The organism is Anaerolineae bacterium (genome assembly GCA_013178165.1).
Classification (GTDB): Bacteria; Chloroflexota; Anaerolineae; order Aggregatilineales; family Ch27; genus Ch27.
In genome coordinates this window covers 1-20,409 of record JABLXG010000029.1, presented here as the reverse complement: position 1 = coordinate 20,409, position 20,409 = coordinate 1, and the positions used below count along the sequence as shown (strand labels likewise).

At 65.3% G+C, this 20,409-nt stretch carries 20 protein-coding genes; 8 read left to right on the top strand and 12 right to left on the bottom strand.

All coding sequences use genetic code 11. From position 1 onward, the window contains the following. Positions 1–81: 81 nt before the first annotated feature. Positions 82–1,335: a glycosyltransferase family 1 protein gene (locus HPY64_14725; protein NPV68394.1), complete on the top strand. Its 1,254-nt coding sequence runs from the start codon at positions 82–84 to the stop codon at positions 1,333–1,335. A 13-nt stretch (positions 1,336–1,348) separates the two neighbouring features. Continuing rightward, the gene (locus HPY64_14720; GenBank protein NPV68393.1) at positions 1,349–1,876 is read left to right on the top strand and encodes a hypothetical protein; all 528 of its coding nucleotides are present in this window, start codon (positions 1,349–1,351) and stop codon (positions 1,874–1,876) included. On the opposite strand, the gene HPY64_14715 is transcribed toward HPY64_14720, so the two are convergent. The 5 genes from HPY64_14715 to HPY64_14695 form a co-directional block, all read right to left on the bottom strand. Then, positions 1,873–2,493 (bottom strand): hypothetical protein, encoded by a 621-nt coding sequence (locus HPY64_14715; protein NPV68392.1) that lies wholly within the window; start codon positions 2,491–2,493, stop codon positions 1,873–1,875. The two genes, HPY64_14720 and HPY64_14715, sit on opposite strands and share 4 nt — an antisense overlap. Positions 2,494–2,612: 119 nt before the next feature. Beyond that, positions 2,613–3,227, bottom strand: a complete 615-nt coding sequence (locus HPY64_14710; GenBank protein NPV68391.1) for a DUF2589 domain-containing protein — start codon at positions 3,225–3,227, stop codon at positions 2,613–2,615. A 42-nt stretch (positions 3,228–3,269) separates the two neighbouring features. Continuing rightward, complete coding sequence (locus HPY64_14705; protein ID NPV68390.1) at positions 3,270–4,040, bottom strand: hypothetical protein; 771 nt, start codon at positions 4,038–4,040, stop codon at positions 3,270–3,272. A gap of 43 nt (positions 4,041–4,083) precedes the next feature. Then, positions 4,084–4,437: a hypothetical protein gene (locus tag HPY64_14700; GenBank protein NPV68389.1), complete on the bottom strand. Its 354-nt coding sequence runs from the start codon at positions 4,435–4,437 to the stop codon at positions 4,084–4,086. Positions 4,438–4,518: 81 nt separating this feature from the next. Further along, complete coding sequence (locus HPY64_14695; GenBank protein NPV68388.1) at positions 4,519–5,127, bottom strand: DUF2589 domain-containing protein; 609 nt, start codon at positions 5,125–5,127, stop codon at positions 4,519–4,521. A gap of 793 nt (positions 5,128–5,920) precedes the next feature. On the opposite strand from HPY64_14695, the gene HPY64_14690 reads away from it, so the two are divergent. The 5 genes from HPY64_14690 to HPY64_14670 all read left to right on the top strand — a co-directional run bounded on the left by HPY64_14690 (position 5,921) and on the right by HPY64_14670 (position 10,982). Next, positions 5,921–6,940 (top strand): N-acetyl-gamma-glutamyl-phosphate reductase, encoded by a 1,020-nt coding sequence (locus HPY64_14690; protein ID NPV68387.1) that lies wholly within the window; start codon positions 5,921–5,923, stop codon positions 6,938–6,940. 40 nt (positions 6,941–6,980) lie between these two features. Continuing rightward, positions 6,981–7,838 carry an acetylglutamate kinase gene (gene argB, locus HPY64_14685; protein NPV68386.1) on the top strand — a complete coding sequence of 286 codons (858 nt, stop codon included), beginning with the start codon at positions 6,981–6,983 and terminating at the stop codon, positions 7,836–7,838. Positions 7,839–7,882: 44 nt separating this feature from the next. After that, positions 7,883–9,061 carry an aspartate aminotransferase family protein gene (locus HPY64_14680; protein NPV68385.1) on the top strand — a complete coding sequence of 393 codons (1,179 nt, stop codon included), beginning with the start codon at positions 7,883–7,885 and terminating at the stop codon, positions 9,059–9,061. Positions 9,062–9,215: 154 nt separating this feature from the next. Then, positions 9,216–10,457: a bifunctional glutamate N-acetyltransferase/amino-acid acetyltransferase ArgJ gene (argJ, locus tag HPY64_14675; GenBank protein NPV68384.1), complete on the top strand. Its 1,242-nt coding sequence runs from the start codon at positions 9,216–9,218 to the stop codon at positions 10,455–10,457. A gap of 171 nt (positions 10,458–10,628) precedes the next feature. Beyond that, the gene (locus HPY64_14670; GenBank protein NPV68383.1) at positions 10,629–10,982 is read left to right on the top strand and encodes a helix-turn-helix transcriptional regulator; all 354 of its coding nucleotides are present in this window, start codon (positions 10,629–10,631) and stop codon (positions 10,980–10,982) included. 19 nt (positions 10,983–11,001) lie between these two features. Here the strand turns inward: HPY64_14670 and HPY64_14665 are convergent, their stop codons facing one another. The 4 genes from HPY64_14665 to HPY64_14650 form a co-directional block, all read right to left on the bottom strand. Then, the gene (locus HPY64_14665) at positions 11,002–11,508 is read right to left on the bottom strand and encodes a zinc ribbon domain-containing protein (GenBank protein ID NPV68382.1); all 507 of its coding nucleotides are present in this window, start codon (positions 11,506–11,508) and stop codon (positions 11,002–11,004) included. A 139-nt stretch (positions 11,509–11,647) separates the two neighbouring features. Next, positions 11,648–12,475: a carbohydrate ABC transporter permease gene (locus HPY64_14660; GenBank protein ID NPV68381.1), complete on the bottom strand. Its 828-nt coding sequence runs from the start codon at positions 12,473–12,475 to the stop codon at positions 11,648–11,650. A 51-nt stretch (positions 12,476–12,526) separates the two neighbouring features. Next, complete coding sequence (locus tag HPY64_14655) at positions 12,527–13,366, bottom strand: sugar ABC transporter permease (GenBank protein NPV68380.1); 840 nt, start codon at positions 13,364–13,366, stop codon at positions 12,527–12,529. Positions 13,367–14,048: 682 nt separating this feature from the next. Further along, positions 14,049–15,317, bottom strand: a complete 1,269-nt coding sequence (locus HPY64_14650) for a carbohydrate ABC transporter substrate-binding protein (GenBank protein NPV68379.1) — start codon at positions 15,315–15,317, stop codon at positions 14,049–14,051. A gap of 433 nt (positions 15,318–15,750) precedes the next feature. Between HPY64_14650 and HPY64_14645 the strand changes: the two genes are divergently transcribed. Further along, complete coding sequence (locus tag HPY64_14645) at positions 15,751–16,818, top strand: LacI family DNA-binding transcriptional regulator (GenBank protein ID NPV68378.1); 1,068 nt, start codon at positions 15,751–15,753, stop codon at positions 16,816–16,818. Positions 16,819–17,061: 243 nt separating this feature from the next. Here HPY64_14645 and HPY64_14640 read toward each other — a convergent pair whose 3' ends face one another. From HPY64_14640 to HPY64_14630, 3 genes are all read right to left on the bottom strand, one after another. Then, on the bottom strand, positions 17,062–17,958 hold the full coding sequence (locus tag HPY64_14640; protein ID NPV68377.1) for a hypothetical protein: 897 nt from the start codon (positions 17,956–17,958) through the stop codon (positions 17,062–17,064). A 19-nt stretch (positions 17,959–17,977) separates the two neighbouring features. Beyond that, positions 17,978–18,457 carry a hypothetical protein gene (locus tag HPY64_14635; GenBank protein ID NPV68376.1) on the bottom strand — a complete coding sequence of 160 codons (480 nt, stop codon included), beginning with the start codon at positions 18,455–18,457 and terminating at the stop codon, positions 17,978–17,980. Positions 18,458–18,540: 83 nt separating this feature from the next. Next, the gene (locus tag HPY64_14630) at positions 18,541–20,118 is read right to left on the bottom strand and encodes a hypothetical protein (GenBank protein ID NPV68375.1); all 1,578 of its coding nucleotides are present in this window, start codon (positions 20,116–20,118) and stop codon (positions 18,541–18,543) included. Positions 20,119–20,409 lie beyond the last annotated feature (291 nt).

The following is a 20,409-nucleotide window of genomic DNA, read 5'->3' as shown; positions in this document are numbered from 1 at the left end:
TTCCTCCGCGCCGTGTGGCCGTTTCTGACCGCGCTATCATCCTATCACACCGCCCCTGACGGAGCGAGAGGGATCGCGCCAATGCGTATCACCATACTGACCTATGGCTCGCGGGGGGATGTGCAGCCCTATGTGGCGCTGGGGCTGGGCCTGCAGCGGGCCGGCTACCGCGTCCGGCTGGCCGCGCCGGAGGGCTTCGCCGGTTTTGTCGCTGCTTACGGGCTGGATTTCGCCCCGCTGGCCGGGGACCCCGCCGTCCTGAGCCAGCGGCTGGTGGACGTCGCCGGGCTGAACCCGCTACGGACGATGCAGGCCGTGATCGAATATGCCTTCCCGCTGGGACGGCAGGTACTGGCGCAGTGCCGGGAAGCCTGCGCTGACGCCGACGCGGTCCTCTACAGCTTCCTGCTGACGGTGGCTGGCCACCAGATCGCCGTGGAGCGCGGCATCCCGGAGATCTTCGCCCAGCTGTACCCGCTGTTTGTGCCCACCGGGGAATTCCCGGCGCTGCTTTTCCCGCGGCTGCCGGTCTTCACGGCGGCGGCCAACCGCCTCACCCACCGCCTGTATACGGCCCTGTTCTGGGGCAGCAACCGGCTGTCTTACCGCATCCTGCAACGACGTTACCCCGATCTACCGCCGCTGTACGGCTGGCCCTTTGACTCCCCTGCACCGCCGTTGACCCTGATCGGTTGTAGCCCGCAGGTGATCCCCCACCCGGCGGACTGGCCGAATCACGCCCACATGACCGGCTTCTGGCTGACCGATGAGGGCGCAGGTTGGACGCCGCCGGACGATCTGACCGCTTTCCTGGCGGATGGGCCGCCGCCGGTCTATGTGGGGTTCGGCAGCATGATCAGCCGCGATATGGACACCGTGACCGCGATCGTGCTGGAGGCGCTGGCGCGGGCCGGGCAGCGGGCGGTGCTGCTGGGCGGGTGGGGCGGGCTGGGTCGTACCGACCTGCCGGACTCCATCCTGCGCATCGACGCTGCACCCCATGACTGGCTGTTCCCACGCATGGCGGCAGTGGTGCATCACGGCGGGGCGGGGACGACCGCCGCCGCGCTGCGGGCCGGTGTCCCGACGGTGATCGTGCCCTTCGCGGCGGATCAGGCATACTGGGCCGGGCGCGTTCTGGCACTCGGCGTCAGCCCGGAGCCGATCCCGCGCCGCGCCCTGACCGCCAGAAAGCTAGCCTACGCCATCCGCGTGGCGGTGGAACATGCGCCCATGCGGCAGCGCGCTGCGGCGCTGGGGGCGCGCATCCGCGCCGAGGACGGTGTAGCGCGGGCAGTGGAGATCATCACTGCCTACCTGAACAGGCGTGACTGAAAGGGATTATCTCATGCCGCCGATCACGTTACTGACAGGGCCGGCTGCTGCCGGCAAGAACGCCATCGCCCACGTTTACGCCACGCAGTTCCGGCAGCGCTGCGCCGTCATCGATGGCGATCTGGTGCGCTGGATGCTGCGCAACCCGCATCTGGCCCCCTGGCCGACTGACCCGCCGGACTCGCCCGCCCAGGCCCAGCATCGGCTGGGAATCAAACACTGCTGCCTGCTGGCCGGGTCGTTTGTGGTAGAAGGATATGAGGTCGTGATCTGCGATGTGGTTGGCGACGCCCTGGCCCGTTACTACCGCGAGTTGCTGGCCGGGCAGGACTTCAAAATCGCGCTGCTGCTGCCGACATGGGAAGAGTCATTGCGCCGCCTGCGCTCACGGGGACCAACCATCACCGAGTCCGAGGCTGCTCTGCTTTACAAGCAGCAGACGCAGCTCCAGGAATACGACTGGCGGCTGGATAATACCGCCCTCTCCGTGGAGGAGGCGGCGCGCTGGCTGGCCGGGCTGCGGGAAGCCGCGGCAGGTTAACGCCCTCCGCCGCCCTCGTCCGGTGGCAGGAGCGCCGCCAGCCGTTCGGCCAGCGCCTGCCGCGCCGCAGGAGTCAGGCGATAGCTGCGCCCCCGGCCCCAGCCGTGTTCCTCCAGCATACCCGCCTGCGCCAGCCGCCGTAGCCGCTGGCGGCGTTCCTCTGGCAGGCAATCGAGCGCCCCGGCCAGCCGCACGCCCGATACGGCCAGTTCCGCCACCAGCAGGTCGATCACCTGGCCGGTCAGGGCGTCCGGGGCTGGCGGGGGGGCCGGCGCGGGGGCTTCGGCAACACTCCCGCCCGCCGTAATGCGATCGATGTCCTTCAATTCGCCCATCACCGCGGCAAACGGCGCCAACAGGGCATGGATGGCTGCCGCTTTGGCAGCGATCGCCTTCCACAGCGGCTTGAGTTCATCGCGCCGGTAATCGAGCGCCCACAGCCGCTGCTGGATCAGGACACGCCCCAGTTGCTGGTAGGGCCCGACCGCCGCCCCCAGCCCTCCGCGTTCCAGTGACTTGAGCAGCATGTCCAGCCCGTCGGCGGTGGATTTGAGGGATTTCTCCAGCAGGCGGGCCGTCTGGCGGACCTCACGGGCGCTCATGCGTTTGTCGGACATAAACTCATCCTCGGCGGGTGGAAAGGGGCGCTGTCGCCAATAATAGACCCGCCATCCTGGGCGGGCCACCCTGCCGGGGCGACTCGCGGACGCCGGGTCTATTACCGGGGCGCGCCCGCTTATTTCTCAGCTGGCTTGTGATCCTGAATGGCCTGATCCATCAGGTTGAACAGCTTTTCCATCCCCAGCGGCAAATCCGCCTGGCCCATGGTCACCTCCAGTTCGATGTGGAAGGTGCCTCGGACTTCCTGTTCCTTGGCGCCGGAAGCAGCGGCAGGCTTGGCCAGCAGCTGGTACCGCAGCGGCTGCAGACGGCTGATGGCAGCGACGTTCGTTGCTGCCAGCGCCATCGGCGTTGCTGGGGCTGGCGCCGGGGTTGCCGCCGGTTTCTCCTGGCTGATGTCCGTGATCTGGGCGGCGAGCTTGAAGCGGGCGTCTTTGACCTGCAGCGCCGGGATGGGGACCAGAGCCAGCACCGGCACGGTCGCCACGAATTCCGCCACCTCGTTGTTTTCGTCCAGCTTCTTATAGCGGAACTCCGCCATGCGCAGATTGCCGGCGGCGATGCCACCTTCAGCGGTTTGCTCCTGGGCGGGTGGGACAAAACCGACCGTCTCGATGAAATCCAGCGTGGCCCTGGCGGCTTCGGTATCGGCCTGGACGATCGCCACCAGGGTCGCGCCGATCAGATCGGCTAAGGGTAAAGACCGGATTCCCTGGACTGTACCTGCCATAGATGTGCCGCCTCTCTCCTGAAAAGGGTCGGTGCGCGCCCGCTATTCGGCCTGCAGGCGCCAGATGGGCTGTTCTTCTGTGCCGCCCACCTGTGTCCACGCGTAGTTGCGGATTTCGGTCACGATGCTGACAAAGGAAAGCACGCTTTCAGGTGTATCGGCCAGTTCGTTGCGGGTCACTGCTACGTCCACGCGCAGCCCCTCCCGCCCGGCTGAGTCAATGGCCTGGCTAACCTCAGTCACAAACCCTGTCACGGCGGGGGTGACGGCGGCGCTGATGCGCTCGCGCAGGTCCTGCACGCGGGCACTCTTCTTAAGGATGGCCCACAGTGCCTCGTTGTTGCGCACACTTTCCTGCAGGGCGGCTTCTAACTGGCGAACCAGTTCCTGCGGTTTGCCCTGCACCGCCGCCAGGACCAGCGGGAATTGTTTCGTGGTGAGTTGCGTGATCTGGGTGGCGAGCAGGGCGGGCAGGTCCAGCCCTTTTTCTTCCAGCATGGCCAGCAATTGATCGCGTTGTGGGCTGTCCAGGACCAGGCCCTGGTAGACGCGCTGGCTGAGGGCGCTGGCCAGCGATGACAGGCGATCCCTGGTGATGCCCTCGCGATCGACTTCCCCCTGCTGCACGGCGTTGACGGCAAACTTGAGCTGGATGGATGCCTCGCGGATCTCCACGCGGGGCACCGGGAAGCTCACCAGAATGGGGTCTTTGGCGTAGTCAACGCTGATGTCGCGGGAGAAGGCGTCACTGATCACCCGTGAGTGGGCCACATCTTTGAGGATGGTCCCCAGCACCTGTGTGAGTTCTGCCATAATCCCTCCAGGGCGCCGGTACGGCAGCCCGGTTCAACGGCTCTTAAAGGCGAATGGTGATCTCCAGCCGGGCCAGGCGTTGCTCTGGAACCTGGATCAGCCTGGCCCGCTCAAAGACCACATGGGCAGGCAGCAGCTTGAGCAGCTCCACCGCCTGCGGCAGACGCAGGACAGGGATGGCCGGCTGGAGTGTCAACGACGGGAGTTCAGCGGCACTCAACGCTGCCGCGCCGGGGCCGGGATCGTAGGGGATGGAGAAGGTGATCTCGCGGATGCGCACGTCGGCCAGTTCCGCTGCGGCGGCCTGCGCGCCGGTCATGGCCCGCAGGTCTTCCACCGTCTTGAGGACAAAAGCCGCCAGCGCACTGAGTCCCTCCGGCAGCGCCTGAGCGCTCATCAGCTCCTCCTGTCAGCCGGGCCGCAGCCAGGCAGCCCCGGCGCGGCACACCCCTGGCGATCCCGGCCCGCTCAAGCCGGCCTATGATGACGGCGGCTTCTCCTTGATCGATTGCTCCAGAATGTCCAGCACGCGCTCCAGGCCGGCAGGCAGGCTGTCCTGCACGGCGTGCACCTTGACATTCATGGTGTATTCGCGCACGTACTTGGACGCGCTCTCCCGCGTATTCTGGTAGGAAACGGAGGTGCGGAACTCCATGCTGACCGGCGACCACCAGGCCTTGAACTTGCCCTTGGCATCAGTGGAGAATTTGAAGTCGCTCTTGGTGGTGCTGGCGATGGTATCGGTCAGCTTGGCGGTGAAGTCAATGGTGATGTCATCCAGGCGGATGAAGGGGATGGGGACAATCGACAGGATCGGTACGGTCAACTCAACGGTCTTGACGACGCCATCTTCATCCAGTTTCTTGTAGGTGAAGGTGATGTTGCGAATCTCGCCGGTGTTGGCGTCCTGGGTGAGGTCGTTGAAGATCGAGCCGATGTCGCTATCCTGTTCCTTAAAGCCGACCTTCTCGATGAACTCTACCGTGGTGCGGGCCGCCAGCGCCTGCGCTTCCACCGCCGCCTTCAATGGTGCGCCGATCAGATACCCGAAGGGGATTTGCCTGAGTTCGGTCACTGCTCTTGGCATGGTCTGTTCTCCTGAAGTTGTGGTTGGTTGCCAGTGGCCGGGATTGGCAGGGTGGGAGGCTGCTGCCCCGCGCCGATCACCTGTGAACAGTGCACGGCGGCACCGCCAGGCAATCAGCTACAACCCTGCAAGCCCTATTAAAGCGATTCATCCACAGCACAGACTGGCGTATCAGATAACCTGCGAACGGAAGTCGGCGCAGGGCACACAGGTGTGCCCGCCTTGTAGGGGAAAAACGGGGCAATTGTGCCGGTAGGCACTCCATCACACATAGCGGCAGGCTCCGATGGCAGCGGCGATGTCGCCCTATGAGCGCGGTCTGGACCGATCCCGGCGAATGGAACCTCTTGATCTCAGCAAAACACATTTATTATTGTCTGTCAAGAAACTGACTATCCCTATAGGACTAAAGTAGTAGCAGTTGCGAAGGTGCTCCCCGAACCGATTCATGGGAATGCTGCCGCTGGCTGCCCCCTCCAGCCCGCCTCTTGGACGACCTGCACAACCAGGCGGGCCGATTTTCGGCGGGATAACCGAACTTTTCCGGGTTTCTTGACGCGCTCCCGGCAGGCTGCTACCCTGTAGGCATCATCTTTTTCGTTGCGGAGTATCTGCCCGGATGACCCTGCTGATCGCTATCCCGGTGGTCGAACTGCGCCGTCCGCGCCGTCGTCCCCAGACCAACCCGGTCTGGCAGGGATAGTGTCGCCTGGGAACGGTACACCCGGCAAACGACCCTCAATCCCCCCAGACCGGGGGGATTTTTGTTTGACAGGAGTGGCTCGCAAGCAGGATGACCGAATCGACAACCCGTCCCTTTATCACTGTTGGCGTTTATGGCGCGGCTGGCTACACTGGCGCGGAACTGATCCGGCTGCTGGCCGCTCACCCCGCCGTCCGGCTGGTCTTTGCCACTTCGAGCCAGGACGCCGGACAGCCGGTTCCCGGCACAACCCTGACCTATCTCCCTCATGAGGCGGCGGACCCGGCCAGCGTGGACGCGGTATTCCTGGCCCTGCCGCATACCGCTTCTGCGCCGGTTGCCGCGCGGGCGAAGGCCGCTGGAATCAGGGTGATCGACCTTTCCGCTGACCTGCGGTTGGACACGGCGGAAGCGTTTGAGCTGTGGTACGGCGCGGCCCATCCCAACCCGGAGCTGCTGCCCATCCCCTACGGTCTGCCGGAGATTTACCGGGCGGCCATCGCTGGGGCGCAGGTGGTGGCCAACCCCGGCTGCTACCCGACCGCCACCCTGCTGGGCCTCTACCCGCTGCTGGCGGCCCATGCCCTGGCCCCTGGCGCGCCGATCATCGTCGATGCCAAGTCGGGCGTTTCTGGCGCCGGGCGGACGCCCAAAGCCAGCACCCACTTTGTGGAGGTGTTTGGCAACTTCTCCCCGTACAACATCGGGCGCGTCCACCGTCACACGGGCGAGATCGAGCAGGAGATCGCCAGGCTGGACGGCCAGGCCGGGCCGCTGATCTTCTCCCCGCACCTGCTACCGGTAGACCGGGGGCTGCTGGCGACGATCTACGTCACCCTGGCCGCGCCCTGGCCACCGGCGAGCCTGCAGAGCCTCTACGAGGAGACCTATGCCGCCGAGCCGCTGGTGAACATCCTCCCGGCGGGGCAGCTGGCCACGCTGCGCCACGCCCAGCGGCTGAACATCTGCGCAATTTCTGTCACGCCGGTAACCGCCACGCATGTCGTGATCGTCTCCGTGATTGACAACCTGCTCAAAGGCGCTTCCAGCCAGGCCGTGCAGAACTTCAACCTGATGTTCGGCCTGCCGGAAACGACCGGTCTGCTCTGACCCGCGATCACAGCCCATCCAGGAGAAGGAGACTACCGCCATGTCTACAACCACCCTTTCAACCCCGCCTTCCCCTTTTGCTGCTCCGCCGGTCCTGCTCAAGATCGGCGGCAACGACATCGATAACCCGGACTTCCTCCGCGACCTGGCTGCTTACGTGGCTGCCCTTGACCGCCCGGCGGTGATCGTGCATGGCGGCGGCAAGGAGATCGGGCAGCTTCAGGCAGCGCTTGGCATTGTGCCGCAGTGGGTAGACGGCCTGCGTGTGACTGACGAGGCTACGCTGGCCGTGGTGGAAATGGTGCTCTGCGGGGGCGTCAACAAACGGCTGGTGCGCCAGCTTATCGCAGCGGGCGTTGAGGCACAGGGCCTTAGCGGGACGGATCGCGGCCTGTTGCGCGGAGTCAGACTCCAGCATCCCGGCGGCGACCTGGGTCGTGTGGGGACAATTACTGCCGTACGGGCGGATGTCCTGCTGGGGCTGCTGGCGGCGGACGTCACGCCGGTCATCGCGCCGCTGGCCCTGGGCGAGGATGGCGGGGCGTACAACGTCAACGCCGACCACGCCGCCGCGGCCATCGCCGAAGCTATCGGCGCGGCGCGGATAGTCTTCCTGACCAATGTCAGCGCCGTGCTGGTTGATGGCCGCCCGCAACCCTCTCTCAGCTTGGCGCAGGCCCAGGCCCTGATCGCCAGCGGCGTGATCAGCGGTGGCATGATCCCCAAGGTGCAGACCGCCCTGCACGCTGTCGCCCTGGGCATCCCGCAGGCGGTGATCACCGATCTGGCCGGGTTGCAAAGCGGCGGCGGGACGGTTTTCCACAGCGATGCCTCGCCGCTGGCGGCAGCAGCTGCCAGCGCATATGATGCCGCGTCCGCCAGCGCCGCCGCCCGTTAGCGGCAGGCCGCTTTCATGGAGAATTACGCATGACCCTGACCGCTATGCCTGCCGTCCTTGACCTGGATGCGCAATGTGTCCTGCACACCTATGCCCGCGCCCCCTTCGTGTTGACTCACGGAGAAGGCGTCTACCTTTATGACTCTGAGGGCCACTGCTACCTGGACCTGGCCGCCGGAATCGCGGTCAACGCGCTGGGCTATGGCGACCCAGCACTGGTCGCCGCCATCAGCCAGCAGGCGGCGCAGCTGATTCATGTCTCCAACCTGTACCTGACTGCTCCCCAGGCGGAACTGGCGGCCCGGCTGTGCGCGCTGAGCTTCGCCGGGAAGGTCTTCTTCTGCAACTCCGGCGCGGAAGCCAATGAAGCCGCGATCAAGCTGGCCCGCAAATGGATCTACGCCAGGCATCCCGCCACAGGCAAGACCGGCCTGGTGGCCTTTGAAAATGGCTTTCACGGGCGCACGATCGGGGCGCTGTCCGTCACGCCGCGCGCCAGATACCAGGACCCGTTCCGCCCACTGCTGCCAGACGTGACGATCGCGCCGTTCAACGATCTGGAAGCCGCCGCCGGGATTATCGGGCCGGATACCTGCGCCGTGATCGTCGAGCCGGTGCAGGGTGAGGGCGGAGTCCACGTGGCAACGCCGGAATTCCTGCAGGGCCTGCGCGCTCTGTGTGATGCCCACGACGCCATCCTGATCTTCGACGAGGTGCAGTGTGGCATGGGCCGCACCGGGATGCTGTGGGCGCATCAGGCTTCCGGTGTGACGCCCGACATCATGACTCTGGCCAAGCCACTGGCGGGCGGCCTGCCGATCGGCGCGGCGCTGATCAGCGACCGGATCGCCGCTGTCATCGAGGTTGGCGATCACGGTAGCACGTTCGGCGGCGGGCCGCTGGTCGCCAGCGCCGCCAGGGTCGTGCTGGAACGGATCAGCGATCCGGCTTTTCTGCGCCATGTGGAAGCGATGGGCGCAGCCCTGCGGGATGGGCTGGCGGCCCTGCACGCCCCGCAGATTGTCGAGGTGCGCGGGCGCGGGCTGATGATCGGCGTCGAGTTGACCGTTCCAGCAGCGGAGGTGGTCAGCGCGGGATATGCGCACGGCCTGATCATGGTCAGCGCCGGGCCGAACGTGCTGCGGCTGGTGCCGCCGCTGATCCTGGAGCAGGCACACGTGGACGAAGCGCTGGAGAAGCTGGATGCGATCCTGCGAGGATAGCAGCCTCGCTCCTTACCCCCGGCCTCTTTTCCCCTCTCCATCAAATGGAGAGGGGCCAGGGGTGAAGCAAAGATGAAGCTACACATCAGTAATAAATTGAAAGCGACCCTCCGGTCGTGATGATGAGGAGAACCGACAACCGATGACCCTGACGATGACCGATTACGCGATCAGCACCGTCGAAACGATCATCGCGCCCGTGCGCGGTTTCACCGTCGCCGGTGTCCCGGCGGGCATCCGCAAGTCCGGGCGGCGCGACATGGCCCTGATCGTCAGCGCGACTCCCTGCGCGGCGGCGGGCGTCTTCACCACCAACCAGGTCAAGGCCGCGCCCGTGCTCCTTGACCAGGCCCGCCTGGCGGCCAACCCTGCCGGGATGCGAGCGGTGGTTGTCAATTCGGGCGTCGCTAACGCCTGCACCGGCGCGCAGGGCCTGACCGACGCTGCGGAGAGCGCGGCGCTGGTTGCCGCGGCGTTGGGCTGCCGGGCGGAGGATGTCTTCGTGCTCTCCACTGGCGTGATTGGCGTGCCCCTGCCAATGGACAAGATCGCAGCGGGTATAAGCGCCCTGGCCGGGAACCTGGCCCCGGATGGCTGGGCCGCTGCCGCCGACGCGATCCTGACCACGGATACCGTGCCCAAGACGGTCAGCGTCCAGGTTCAGACGCCGGAGGGGGACTACACGATCGCCGCGATCGCCAAGGGTGCGGGCATGATCGCCCCCAACATGGCGACCATGCTGGCCGTGATCGCCACCGACGCCGCGCTGGCTCCTGCCACGCTGCAGGCTGCCCTGAGCGCCGCCAGCCGGGTCAGCTTCAACCGGATCGTCGTCGATGGCGACATGAGCACGAACGATACTGTGCTGGCCCTGGCCAACGGGGCCAGCGGCGTGACCATCGCCGCCGGGGATGGTCTGGCCGCTTTCCAGGCGGCGCTGGTGGCGGTCTGCACCGAACTGGCCAGGGATATCGTCATGGATGGCGAGGGCGCGACGCGCTTCATCACCCTGCACGTCTGCGGCGCACCGGATGAAGACACGGCGCGGCAGGTGGCCATGGCCATTGCTACATCGCCGCTGGTCAAGACGGCCTTCTACGGGGGGGACGCTAACTGGGGGCGCATCCTGGCGGCGGCGGGGCGCGCCGGTGTGCCGCTGGATGCTGGCCGGCTGGCCCTGTGGATCGCGCCAGGTGAGAGTGATTGCGCTGACGGCCTGCAACTGGTGGCGGATGGCAGCCCAACCGCCTACAGCGAGGATGCCGCTGCTGCGATCATGGCGGCGCCGGAGGTCAGCGCGCGGCTCGACCTGGGCCTGGGCGCGGCGGCCTGCACCGTGTGGACGTGCGACCTGAGTCACGATTACGTCTCGATCAACGGCCACTACCGTACCTGAGGGCGTTACGGTGCGGGCTATGGCGCCGGAGGCCTGGTTCTGTGCGGCGCGAGGCGATGGGTCAAGGCGGAGGGAAGCGGCGTCCCGTTTCCCGGCCTCCCGGTCTCTCTCCGGGCCTCCGGCGACCATTGACAGCCCTTCGGCACATCTGCTACCGTTGAAAGCAGGAGTGTGTGTGCCGTGCCCCATCCTCAAGAGGTTTCTTCCCTTACCCCGCAGACCCGCGCCAGAGCGACCCTGGTCGACGGCGAGACAGCCGTCCGGATCGCCAACCTGTTCAAGGCGCTGGCCGATCCCACCCGCGTGCGGCTGATCACCGCCCTGGCTGATGCCGAGTTGTGCGTCAACGATCTGACCGTTCTGCTGGGTATGGAGCAATCGGCGGTTTCCCACCAGTTGCGCACACTGCGCGAGTGGCGGCTGGTGCGGCGGGAACGGCGCGGGCGGCAGGTCTACTACCGCCTGGATGACGAGCACGTCCGCGATCTGCTCGACCGCAGCCTGGCCCACGTGCGGCATCCATAGAATTTCTGCCTGCTGCAAATCAGTTGAGGAACGGCCCCTGCATCCCCCCTGGCGGTAGCTTGTGGCGGCTGATCAGTTCCGCTATCTCCTCCGGCGTTTCCGGCTCAGAGAGCCGCAGGCCATCCGGCGGCGGGAGGTCCGGCTGGCGCAGCGTATCCCCGCCGTCATCGTCGGGTGGTTTGGGCTTGCGCCCCTGGCGCAAAAGCTCGGAGATGACCAGCATCGCCGCGCCGCTGGCCAGCAACAGGGCATCGTCGATCATCCGCGGCGGCGGGGTGAGGAACACGGTCACGGTAGCCAGCAGGATCAGCGTCACACCCAGGCCGCGCGTCACGGCGAACAGTCCCAGGCGGGCTTCCGGGTTGATCACCCGTTCCAGCCAGGGGGTCGGCGGCGCGGTTAGCACCGGTGTGCCGCAGTACGGGCAGTAGCGGGCATCCGCCGGGACAATCCGGTGGCAGGTATAGCACTCCCGTTCCAGTTCCACCCCGCAGCCCGCGCAGAAACGGGCCTGATCGAGGTTCATCTGGTGGCACTGTGGGCATGGCTTCATCGCGGGTCAACTCCGGTTGTATGCTGATTCCAGTATAGCACGGCGTTCCATACCCTGGCGCAAAAAAAGCCCCGGCCAAGCAGGCCGGGGCGAGGACGTGCGGTGGTTGGCGTTACTTGCCCGAACCCAGTGTCAGGCCCTGGATGAAGTAACGCTGCAGGAAGATAAATACGAACAGCGTCGGCAACGTCGCCAGCAGCGCCCCGGCGGTGATCACCGGCCAGTCGGTGTTGTACTGCCCGCGCAGCGTGGCCAGGCCGGCTGTCACCGGGCGCAGTGAATCGGACTGCACCAGGATGATCGCCCACAGGTAGTCGTTGAACACCCAGGTGAATTCCAGTGTACCCAGCGCTGCCAGCGCTGGGAGTGTCAGCGGCAGCATGATCTGCCAGTAGATACGGAACTCGCCACAGCCATCCACCCGTGCCGCGTCCAGAATTTCGCCCGGCACGGTGCGCATGAAGTTGCGCAGCACGAACGTGCAAAAGCCAAGCTGGAAAGCGGTGTGGATCAGGATCAGCGCGCCGTAAGTGTTATAGAGGCCCAGCGCGTTGGTCAGCCGGAAGACCGGCAGCAGCAGAATCTGGAAGGGCAACAACGTCCCGGCCACATACATGAAATAGAAGAACAGGTTGCCCCGGAACTTGAAACGGGCCAGGGCGTAGGCGCTCATCGACGACAGGAACATCATCCCGAACAGCGACGGGATGGTGATGATGAAGCTGTTGAGCAGGTATTTATTGACCTGGGCATCGGTCCAGGCGCGCTGGAAATTCTGGAAGGTCAGGACGCCGGGGATACTCCAGAAGCCGTTGATCGAGATGTCGTCCATTGTGCGGAAGGACGTGACCAGCGCGGCGAAGATCGGCAGCAGCCATAGCAGGGTCAGGGCGGTCAGGCTGATGTACTTCAGCGCGGCGCCGATTTGCTGGCGGGTCATGGTCGCGCCGGTGACCCGGCGGGTTTGGGCCAGGGTGGTCATGGCGGCCTCCTAGTATTCCAGCTCGTCTTTGACGATGCGTGACAGGTAGAATCCGATGAAGACCATGCTGATCCCGAACAGGACGACGGCGATCGCACCGGCGTAGCCCATCCGATAGTTGTTGAAGGCCTCCATGTACATGAAGTTGGCCAGCACCTGCGTGCTCTGCCCGCCGCGGGTCATGATCGCCACCAGGTCAAAGGCGCGCAGCGAATCGATGATCGAGATCACGATCACCACGGTCGTCACCGGGGCCAGCAGCGGCAGCACCACCCGCCGGAACAGGTTCCAGCGGTCCGCGCCGTCGACAATGGCGGCTTCTACCAGGCTGGGATCGATATTCTTCAACCCGGCCAGGTAGAGGATCATCACATAGCCGACCTGCCGCCAGACCGCCGCCGCAATCACGCACCAGATCGCCAGTTCGCGGTCGCCCAGCCAGCCGGGCAGATCGGGTACCCCCAGGCTGCCCAGCAGGGCGTTGATCAATCCCAGGCGCGGGTTGTACAGCCAGGCCCACACCAGCCCGATCACGGCGAAGGAAAGCACCAGGGGGGAATAGAAGCTGACCTTGTAGAAGCGCCCGCCCTTCATCTCTGTGTTAAAGATCAGGGCCAGGCCCAGCCCCATCGTCGTTGGCACGGTGATGAAGATCGCCAACCAGCGCACGTTGTTGACCAGCGCCTCGCGGAAGGTCCGGTCGATGCTGAACAGCCGCTCAAAGTTGGACAGTCCCACATAGCCCGGCGTGGAAACGCCGTCCCAGTTGGTCAGGCTCAGCCAGAACGTGGCGAAGGTCGGAGCGATGATCCATACCAGGTATAACAGCAGCGGCGGCAGCAGGAACATGTACGGCACCCATTTCGGCGGGATGGCCGGTAGCCGCCGCCGGGCCGGACGCACTACTTCCAGCCCCACCTGCCGGCGCAGGGCGGGCAGGGTGATCGCGTACTGGGCGATCATCCCCAGCGCCACGATCAGCGTCGTCCAGAACCCTGCCCCGCCGACAGCCGCCATGTCCAGTGACCCGGTGGGGAAGAAGAGCGTTGCCAGGCAGTAGACCAGCACCAGCACGCCCAGGATCAGCGTCATCAGGGCGGCCAGGCGGCCCCGTTCCGGCTGCAGGACGCCCCACAGGGCCAGCGCCACACCGGCGATCGAAGCGATGGGCAGGATCGCCACCGCCAGGGTGATCTGCGTCCCAGGCACGCCGGAGAGCAGGTCGGCCATCAGCTTGGCTGCGTTATCGACGATCTTGGTGCCGTGCCAGGGCATGAAGATGAAGGCGATGAACAACAGGGCCGAACACAGCAGGCCGATGAAGTTCGCGCCAGAAACATCGCTCGCTGTGTCCTCGCGGATGCGGTAATCGGTTATCGCAGCCATAGGGCCTCCCTTGTGGCCGGGCCAGTTCACCGGGCAGGATGGCGCGCTGCCGGGGCATGGCCAGCACACCCCGGCAGCATGGGCAGCGAGTCGCCCGGCGCGGCGGTAGCTTCACCGCACCGGGCACGCGCAGTAGGGGGCAGTGTTAGCCGCCCGCTTCTTCCACGTTACGCAGGCGCTCGGCCTCCAGCTCTTCCAGCAACTGGTCGACGCTGGTTGGATCGTCCCAGAAGCGCATGAAGGCGTCCATGCCGGCTTCCGCCATCGGCGGGGTGGTATCGCGGTCGTAGAACTGGGCGACGTAATCCGCCGTCTGGATCAGCTGGATGCCCTTCTGGACATCCGCCGGGGCGCCGGAGATATCCACGTCAATGCGGGTGGGCAGGCGGCCCAGCTCTTCAAAGGCCATCTGCTGAACTTCCTGCGAGCCGAGGAAGGCCATGAACTCCAGGCCGCCCTGCAGGTTGCGGGCGTTGGCGGACATGAAGAAGCCGTCTGTCGGGGCGTCCTCACCTACCGGCACGTCAGGATTGATGATCGGGAAGCGGAAGAAGTCCAGGTCGTCCTCCATGTCATCCGGATAGGAGTCCTTGATGAACTGGCCCATCAGGTACATGGCGGCCTGGCCCTGAACCATCGGGTCGATGGCTTCCTGCCAGTCGTAAGCGGCGGGGTCCTCGATGAAGCAGTTGTGCTCGAACAGCTCGTTCCACTTCTCAAAGACGGCCTTGACGCGCTCGTCGGTGTAGGATTCCTTGAGCAGCATCAGGTTGATGTGGAATTCCGGGCCATTGACGCGCATGTTCAGGTAGTCAAACCAGGCGGCAGCCGGCCAGCGGAAGCGGGCGCCGATGGTGATCGGGGTGATGCCAGCGGCGTTCAGCGTATCGCAGGCGCCCAGGAACTCGTCCCAGGTCTCCGGCACCTTGGTGATCCCGGCCTGCTCAAAGAGCGAGGGGCGATAGTATACCGCCCACCAGTAGTACGAGGTCGGCAGGAAGTACTGCTTGTCGCCTACCGTGGCCAGGGCGGTGAAGCCGGGGGCGTAGCTCTCGGCGAAGCCGTAGTCGGTCCACAGGGCGCTGATGTCGGCGATCAGGCCCTTGTCGATGAAGAACTGGGCGCGGTTGCCCGCGAACCAGGTCAGCACATCGGGGGCCGGGTCGGCGGTCAGGTAAGCGCGGATGGCCTGCTTGAAGTCCTCATGGGCGACGATCGAGTGCTCGACTGGCATTTCGGGGTGCGCCTCATTCCACATGCCGACGATCTTTTCATCGAAGGCGCGCGGGATGGGGTCGCCGTTGTAGGAGTTGTAGGTAATGTAGGTGGGGCCGCCCTGGGCAAAGACCGGGGCAACCAGGCTGACCAGGAGGACAACGGTCAGCAGTACGCCAAAACGGGATAGACGGGACATCGTATTCTTCTCCTTCTGGTAACGCTCCGAACATTTAATCAGCGCGTGAGGCGTCCCGGCGGCGCTCAGGGCCGGGGAGACGCCCTGCGGTGGCGTCCGTAAATCCAGCGGAACGGATGACCGGCGTCAGGGGAGCGGTTCACCTCCTTCAGGCAGCGCCTGGCGGTTCATTAATCAAACGAAAAAACTAATTTGCCAGCGCCAACCCTCTTTTTGTATGCTGCGCACAAATGCGGTTCGAGGTACGGGGCAGCTCGGCGTTTGCGGATGGATCAACACGTGTAGACGCACATGTATAATCATAGTACAATATAAAACGGGTTCGATCTGCTGTCAAGCACTACAGTTTCGCTTTCGCATTGGCGGGAAGTTATTGGGCAAAGTGCCCGAATGATCTGTCGTGTGCGGATTGGCCGGGCGGGAGGACATGAGCGTGCCTCAGGAACCTACACAACCAGGTGAGAAACGCCAGGTGACCCAGAAGGATGTAGCAGCGCGGGCGGGGGTTTCCCGCGCGGTGGTCTCCTACGTGGTCAACAACGGCCCGCGCATCGTCTCCCCGGCGACACGGGCGCGGGTGCTGCAGGCCATTGAGGAACTGGGTTACCGCCCCAACCTGGACGCTCAGCGTCTCAAGCGCCATCCGGCCCGTCGCGCTGTCGACCGGATCGGGATCATCATGGGTGGTACCAGTCAGCTCCTGGAACGCCCCTATTTCGCTTCGGTGGTGGCTGGCATTTACGCTGCCGCCCACCGCCAGAACCAGCAGATCGCCTACCTGACCTTTTTCAACGAACTGCTCAACCCGGTCATCTTCAACCAGAACATCCATCCGGAGGTCGTCTCCGGCCTGATTCTGTGTGCGCCTTACCACGCCGTGCAGGATGACCGCGCCCGCGCGCTGCTGGGGCGCATCCGTGAGCGGGTGCACAACATCGTCAGCCTGGAGGTGGTCAGCGGCGACTTCCCGGCGGTGCTCTTTGACCGGGCGGAGGCAGCCCGTCTGGCCGTTGGCCATCTGGTGGCGCTGGGCCACCGGCGGATCGCCTACGCCGGCGGTGTGGACGAGCGTGTCGATGGCTACCGCCAGGTGCTGCTGGCGCACAGCCTGCCCACCGACCCGGCGTATGTACGTCACGATGGCCTGTTCAACCTGCCGGAAGATGGCTACAGCGCCGCACAGGGGCTGATGGCCCTGCCGGAGCCGCCGACGGGGATTTTCGCCGCCAGCGACGAGGTGGCACTGGGGGTGATCGCCGGGCTGTACGACCTGGGGCTGGCCGTGCCGGGCGATGTGTCGGTGGTCAGCGTGGATAACATCGGCCTGGCGGCGATGTGCCGCCCCGCCCTGACGACTGTGCACGTCCCCAAAGAGAGCTTTGGTCTCTACGCCCTGCGCATGCTGGCCACCCACGATGACTACGCGGATAGCCAGCCGGCCTCGGTTGTGCTGCCCATCCAGCTGGTCGTGCGCGACTCAAGTGCCGCGCCGCGCGCCTGAGGCGGATTCTGGCCCTTGCATCTGCGCCGAGTGTGTGGATAATCCTGCCCTGGTTTTGCGCCGCGAAGGAAGCGGGAATTCAACGTATGGCTGATCTGCGTTATCGTCTGCTGGTGGCGCTTGGCGTGGTTCTGCTGCTGCTGGCCACCATTCTGGCAGTGGGGCTGGCCCAGGGAGAGGCCGCGTCCTTGGCGCCGGGCTGGCTCCTCGTGTTGCTGTAAGCGGTTTTTCAGCTGTAGCGTGTCAGTACAGCGGGCCGAAGTAGCGGCTGGCGCTGCCGGGCGCGCCATCCCCGATCAGGATGTAGACGGCGTTTTCCGGCGCGGTGAAGATCGCCCCGCCGCTGAAGCGCTGAAACATCCCTGTGTAGCCGCTCTCATTGCTGACGGCCCAGCCCAGGGCGGTGCGGATCTGGGCATTGGTGCGCCAGGCCAGCCCGAAGCCCCGGATTGGCTGTAGCAACCCGGCGGGGACGGTCATGCTCGGATCATCCTGTGGCATACCCTCCTGCCACTGGTCGGCCACCCGCCAGAAGGGGTTGGCGACTCCGCTAACCGGCTGCAGCGACAGCGCGTAGATTTCCCCTGTCGACCACCAGAACATCACCCCCTGCTCAAAGGGCTGATGAGCCATGAAGATCGTCTCGGGCGGGCCAAGCGGGCAACCCAGCGCCGCCCCCACCTCTGGCCGGGCGGCGATCGCTGCCGCAAAGGGAGCGGCCACTTCCGCGCTGCATGGCCCGCCAGCGGCAACCGCCATGCCCGGCATGGTGGGAATAGCGTATGTAGGCGGCAGCGCGCCACCCAGCGGAGTCGGCGGCAGCAGCGTGATCTCCACCAGCGCGGCCAGCGACGCTGTCGGCAGGATCAGCGGCACGGAACCATCGCCCAGGAAGACGCCGACGTAGGGCGTCGGGCTGGGCGTGAGCGTCGGCGGGACGGGCGTGCGCGTGGCGCTGGGCACGGGCGTAGGCGTCGGCGGGACGACCAGCGTCCGCACCGGTGTGGGGGAGATGATCACGGTAGCCAGCTGGCGGGGGGCGATCAGCGTTTCGGAAAGCGGTCCCGGCGCAGTAGGACGGCAGGCCGCCAGCCCTACCGCCAGCAGCACCGCCGCCAGCATTCGATCTCGAAGCCGCATGACGCTTCCCTTCGGAGGGTCAGTCATTCAGCCCCAGTTCCTCCAGCAAGGCCCTGGCGTCGGGGCTGTCCACCGCCAGTTCGCCCAGGTATTCAGTGATGCCCTCCAGCAGGCGTTCGTCGAGGTCCTCGCGCCCTTCGCGCAGGGCGGCCCGCAGAGCCTGCAGTTGTTCCGCCTCGGTGAATTCGGCCAGCCGCTCACCCACCATATCCACCAGCAGATCCGGCCCGTCTTCCTCCATGAAGTAGGTTGCCAGGGCCGGAATGGCCCGCTCGTCGAGCATCGGCAATACCTGTTCCAGCAAGTCCTCGCCGCCGATCTCCTCGTCGTCGTCGCCCGACCATAGCCCCTCCCCCAGGGCATCGAGCAGGTCGAGGGGTGGGGTGCCCATGCCGACCAGCAACTCAAACGAGGCGGCAGCCATCTCGTAATCGCCTGCCGCCAGCGCAGTGCGCAGCGCAGCAAGCTCGGCCATCTGATGGGATGTCAGGCCGGCCATAGGTGTGCTCCCCTTCAGGCTAGATGGCATCTGTGACCGATTCTACAACGGTTGCTCGCCCGCCGTCTACAGCGGCAGGCCGCTTAGCGCCGGCGGAGTCGCCGCACGACATACAGGGCCGTGATCACCAGTAGCAGGATCGGCAGCGCGGCCAGCCCGACCAGCACAATTTGCTGCAGGGGCGGCAACGCGGCCAGCGCTTCCCAGTGAATCTCGCTGGCATCTTTGACCAGGGAAGGCACCGATACCAGCGAGAGCAGGATCAGCATGATCGAGATGGTCAGGCCGGTGCGGTTTTCCGCCTCTTCCTGCTGGCGGCTCTCAAACTGCAACTGGGTGCTGCTGTAGTAAGTCAGGAAGGAGCTTAGCTCGGCCATGTTGGTGTCCACATGCTCGGCGACGCGGTGCACGCCCAGTTGCTCCAGCACATGCCCGTAGATCAGCACCGCGTCAGGGGCGTGCGAGAGGGTTGAGGGCACCAGGGCGTAGCGCACTTCCGGCAGGATGTTGAAGGCGCGGGAGACGCCCTGGGCCAGGGCGCGCAGACGACGCTTGTCTTCATCGTCCAGCAGGCCGTCATTCACACGGGTAGTCAGGTTAGAGATTGTACTCAGTAGCTCGGTGCTCTGCCGTTCGATCAACTGCCATTCCGTCTTGAGGTTGACCAGCCACTCGACGCCGCGGGCCACGCCACGCCAGAACTGCGGGCGGGTGTAGCCGTCCGGGTCAGTAGTGGGGTCGGCGGGGGGCGGGCTGTAGATCAGCAACGAGTCGTTGGTCACCAGGCATAGATCGCCCACCCAGGGGGAGAGATTGAATAGATCAGCCGGGGTGACCGCCCGCCGCTGGCGCATATCCTGGGCAGCACCGCCGTGCAGGACGGTCGCCAGGCGGGTCATACCCAGCGCAAACGAGCTGTAGTCAGTGGCGAAGACCTCCGGCGGGATGGTCTCCCCGCCCCGGTGGACATGATCGAGCTGGATGGTGGTGTAGCGGTCATGCAGGGGCAGGCGGCCACGCCGCTGTTCCGGGTCCAGGGGCAGGTGGATCGGCTCGTTGTGCTCGCCGCTGAGTGTCATGCAACCGCCCATCGCCTGTACCAGCGCCGCTGTGACATCCATGGCGATGCGCCAGCTTGAGCGCGACTCGGCATATTCCAGCTCGCCGCCGCGCGCCCGCTCCACGCGCTGGATCTCGGCGGCGATGACCGAGAGTGGCGTATCCACAAAGTGCCGGATCATGCGCACGACAGCGAAGCCGTTGCGTGTCAGCGTCACCTGGTAATCCCACTGTGGAAAGGTCTCAATCAGCACCGCGTCGCCTTCCAGCCGATCGGGGAGGTGTAGGAAAGAGTCTTCGTCCAGGCGGTAGGTGGGGAAGAAGTACTGCGAGACGACATAGCCGCGAAAGATGCGCATCTGATGTGCAGCGTCGATCAGGGCGTCCTCGTCCGTGTCGCGGACGAAGGGCGAACGCATATGATCGGGCAGCGCCCGCAGGTAAGCGGCGAAGCGTTCTGTGCCGCGCACCTGCTCAAAGTGTTCCAGGGCGCTGTCGTCGGGGGCGGCGCCGCGCCTGACGAAGCGCTTGAGGTTGACGATCATGGTCAGCGTGACCGTGCCGCTGGCCCTGAGCGGCCGCTCGCCGGAGAGGGCAGGCATTGCCGATCGCTCCTGGTGGCGGAGAAGACGGGTTCCCGCCAGTGATTGTATACGGCTCGGGGCAGTGGGGCGACTCATAGCTGGAGGGTGTGGCTAATCTGTACATTTGACATAGTGTCTTCTGGTTAGAGGCATCCTATTATTCCCTGCCAGTACTTTTGATGCAGGGCAATCGCATCAAAAGTGCTGATAGGGAATAATAGGATGCCTCTAACCAGGAGGCACTATGTCAGACGAAAACCCGATCAGCTTACTCATCAGTTTTCGGGACCTGCCCGATCCCCGAGTGGA